The 2,667-nt window shown below is 68.4% G+C and carries 2 protein-coding genes; both read left to right on the top strand.

Annotated features, from left to right (window positions below; translation table 11 throughout):
• Positions 1-786: sulfate adenylyltransferase subunit CysD (gene cysD / locus WDC82_RS25080; RefSeq protein ID WP_340120189.1), on the top strand; the 786-nt coding region annotated here is incomplete at its 5' end.
• A 13-nt stretch (positions 787-799) separates the two neighbouring features.
• The coding region (cysC, locus tag WDC82_RS25075; protein WP_340120188.1) for an adenylyl-sulfate kinase at positions 800-2,667 on the top strand (1,868 nt) is incomplete at its 3' end.

Raw genomic sequence — 2,667 nt, 5'->3', positions numbered from 1 at the left:
CTGGACGCACTGGAAGCGCAATCGGTTTACATTCTGCGCGAGGCCTACGCGCGGATCGAGCCCATGGCGATGCTGTGGTCGCTGGGCAAGGATTCGAACGTGATGATCTGGCTGGCGCGCAAGGCCTTCTTCGGGCACGTGCCGTTTCCGGTGATGCACGTGGATACCGGCAAGAAGTTCAAGGAGATGTACGAGTTCCGCGACCGCTATGCGCAGGAGTGGAAGCTGGACTTCAAGCGCGAGACCTGCCCGCCGATCGAGGAGATCGACCCCTCGCTGCCGCCGGCGGCGCGCTCGGCGGCGCGCAAGACCGAGGGCCTGCGCCAGGCCATCGCCAAGCACGAGCTGAAGGCCGTCATCGCCGGCATCCGCCGCGACGAGCAGGCGACCCGCGCCAAGGAGCGCGTGTTCTCGCCGCGCGGCGAGACCGGGGCCTGGGACTTCCGCGACCAGCCGCCCGAGTTCTGGGACCAGTACAAGACCGAGTTCCCGCCGGGCACCCACATCCGCATCCACCCGCTGCTGCACTGGACGGAGCTGGACATCTGGCTCTATACCCGGCGTGAGGGCATTCCCATCGTGCCGCTCTATCTCTCCAAGGACGGCAAGCGCTACCGCTCGCTGGGCGACGAGGACATCACCGCGCCGGTGGCCTCCCAGGCGAGCTCGATCGACGAGATCATCGTCGAGTTGCAGACCACCAATACCTCCGAGCGCGCCGGCCGCGCGATGGACCATGAGCGCGAGGATGCCTTTGAGCATCTGCGCGCCACGGGTTACCTGTAAGGGAGGGGCGACCATGAAGGACGACGGCACCACCACCACCCTGACGGCGGACCAGTTGAAGGGCCAGACCTTGGCAGAGAGTGAAACCTTCGGTGAGCGCGCGCTGCACCGCATCGTGATCGTCGGCCACGTCGACCACGGCAAGTCGACGCTGATCGGGCGCCTGCTGTACGACACCGACTCCCTGCCGCCGGGCAAGGTGGAGGAACTGGAGGCGGTCTCGGCGCGCCGCGGCATGGCGATCGAATGGTCCTTCGTGCTCGACGCCTTCCAGGCCGAGCGCGACCAGGCGGTCACCATCGACACCACCCAGATCTGGTTCAAGACGGCGCTGCGCGACTACGTCATCATCGACGCGCCGGGCCACCGCGAGTTCCTCAAGAACATGGTCAGCGGCGCGGCCAGCGCCGATGCCGCCATCGTCGTGATCGATGCCGCCGAGGGCGTGCGCGAGCAGTCGCGCCGCCATGCCTACCTGCTGCACCTGCTGGGCATCCGCCAGGTCGCGGTGGTGGTCAACAAGATGGACCTGGTCGATTACGACCAGGCGCGCTTCGACGAGGTCTCCAAGGAGATCACCGACTACCTCGCCTCGATCGGCGCCGAGCCGATGTTCATCGTGCCGATCTCGGCGCGCGACGGCGACAACATGGCCAAGCGCTCGCACCGCACGCCGTGGTACGACGGCCCGACGGTGCTCTCGGCCCTCGACGGCTTCCACGGCCATCCCGGCGTCGGCGCCCAGCCGCTGCGCCTGCCGGTGCAGGACGTCTACAAGTTCGATGCCCGCCGCATCCTGGCCGGGCGCATCGAAAGCGGCAGCCTCACGGTCGGCGACACCCTGCTGTTCTCGCCCTCCAACAAGACCGCGCGGGTGCGCTCCCTCGAGGCCTGGCCCGACGACCGCCGGCCCGAGACCGCCGGCCCCGGCGAGTCGGTCGGCATCACCCTCGACGAGCAGCTCTTCGTCGAGCGCGGCGAGATCGCCAGCCACGTCGAGAACCCGCCCAAGCTCAGCACCGTGTTCCAGGCTCGCCTGTTCTGGCTCGGCCACAAGCCGCTCAGCGTCGGCAGCCGCTACAAACTGAAGCTGCTGACCCAGGAGAGCGAGGTCACGGTGCAGTCGATCGAGCGCATCGTCGACACCCAGACCCTCGAACATGCCGCCGGCGACACCGTCGAGCGCAACGCCGTGGCCGAAGTCACCCTGCGCAGCCGCCGGGTGCTCGGTCTCGACGACTACGGCGACCTGCCCAAGACCGGGCGCTTCGTCCTCATCGAGGACTACGATACCGTCGGCGGCGGCGTCCTCTCCATGGAGGGCCTGCCCGACCAGCGCCAGGCCATCGCCGTGAAGTCCACCAACGTCATCTCGGTCGAGCACCGCCTCACCGCCGAGAGCCGCGCCACGCGCAACGGCCACCACGGCGGCGTCTTGTGGTTCACCGGCCTCTCCGGCGCCGGCAAGTCGACCCTGGCCATGGAGGTCGAGCAGCGGCTCTTTGCCAAGGGCTACCAGGTCTACGTGCTGGACGGCGACAACGTGCGCCGCGGCCTCAACGCCAACCTCGGCTTCTCGCCGGAAGACCGCACCGAAAACATCCGCCGCGTCGGCGAGGCGGCCGCCCTCTTTGCCGACTCCGGCATCATCTGCATCACCGCCTTCATCTCGCCCTACCGCGTCGACCGCGACCGCGCCCGCGCCTCGGCTCCCGGGCGCTTCCACGAGATCTACATCAAGGCCGACGTCGAAACCTGCGAGCAGCGCGACCCCAAGGGCCTCTACAAAAAGGCCCGCGCCGGCCAGATCGCCCAGTTCACCGGCGTCTCGGCCCCCTACGAGCCCCCCGAGGCACCCGACCTCGTCGTCGATACCGCCAG

The organism is Pelagibius sp. 7325, from assembly GCF_037652055.1.
Lineage (GTDB): Bacteria > Pseudomonadota > Alphaproteobacteria > Kiloniellales > Kiloniellaceae > Pelagibius.
This window is presented reverse-complemented; position numbering and strand designations above follow the sequence as displayed.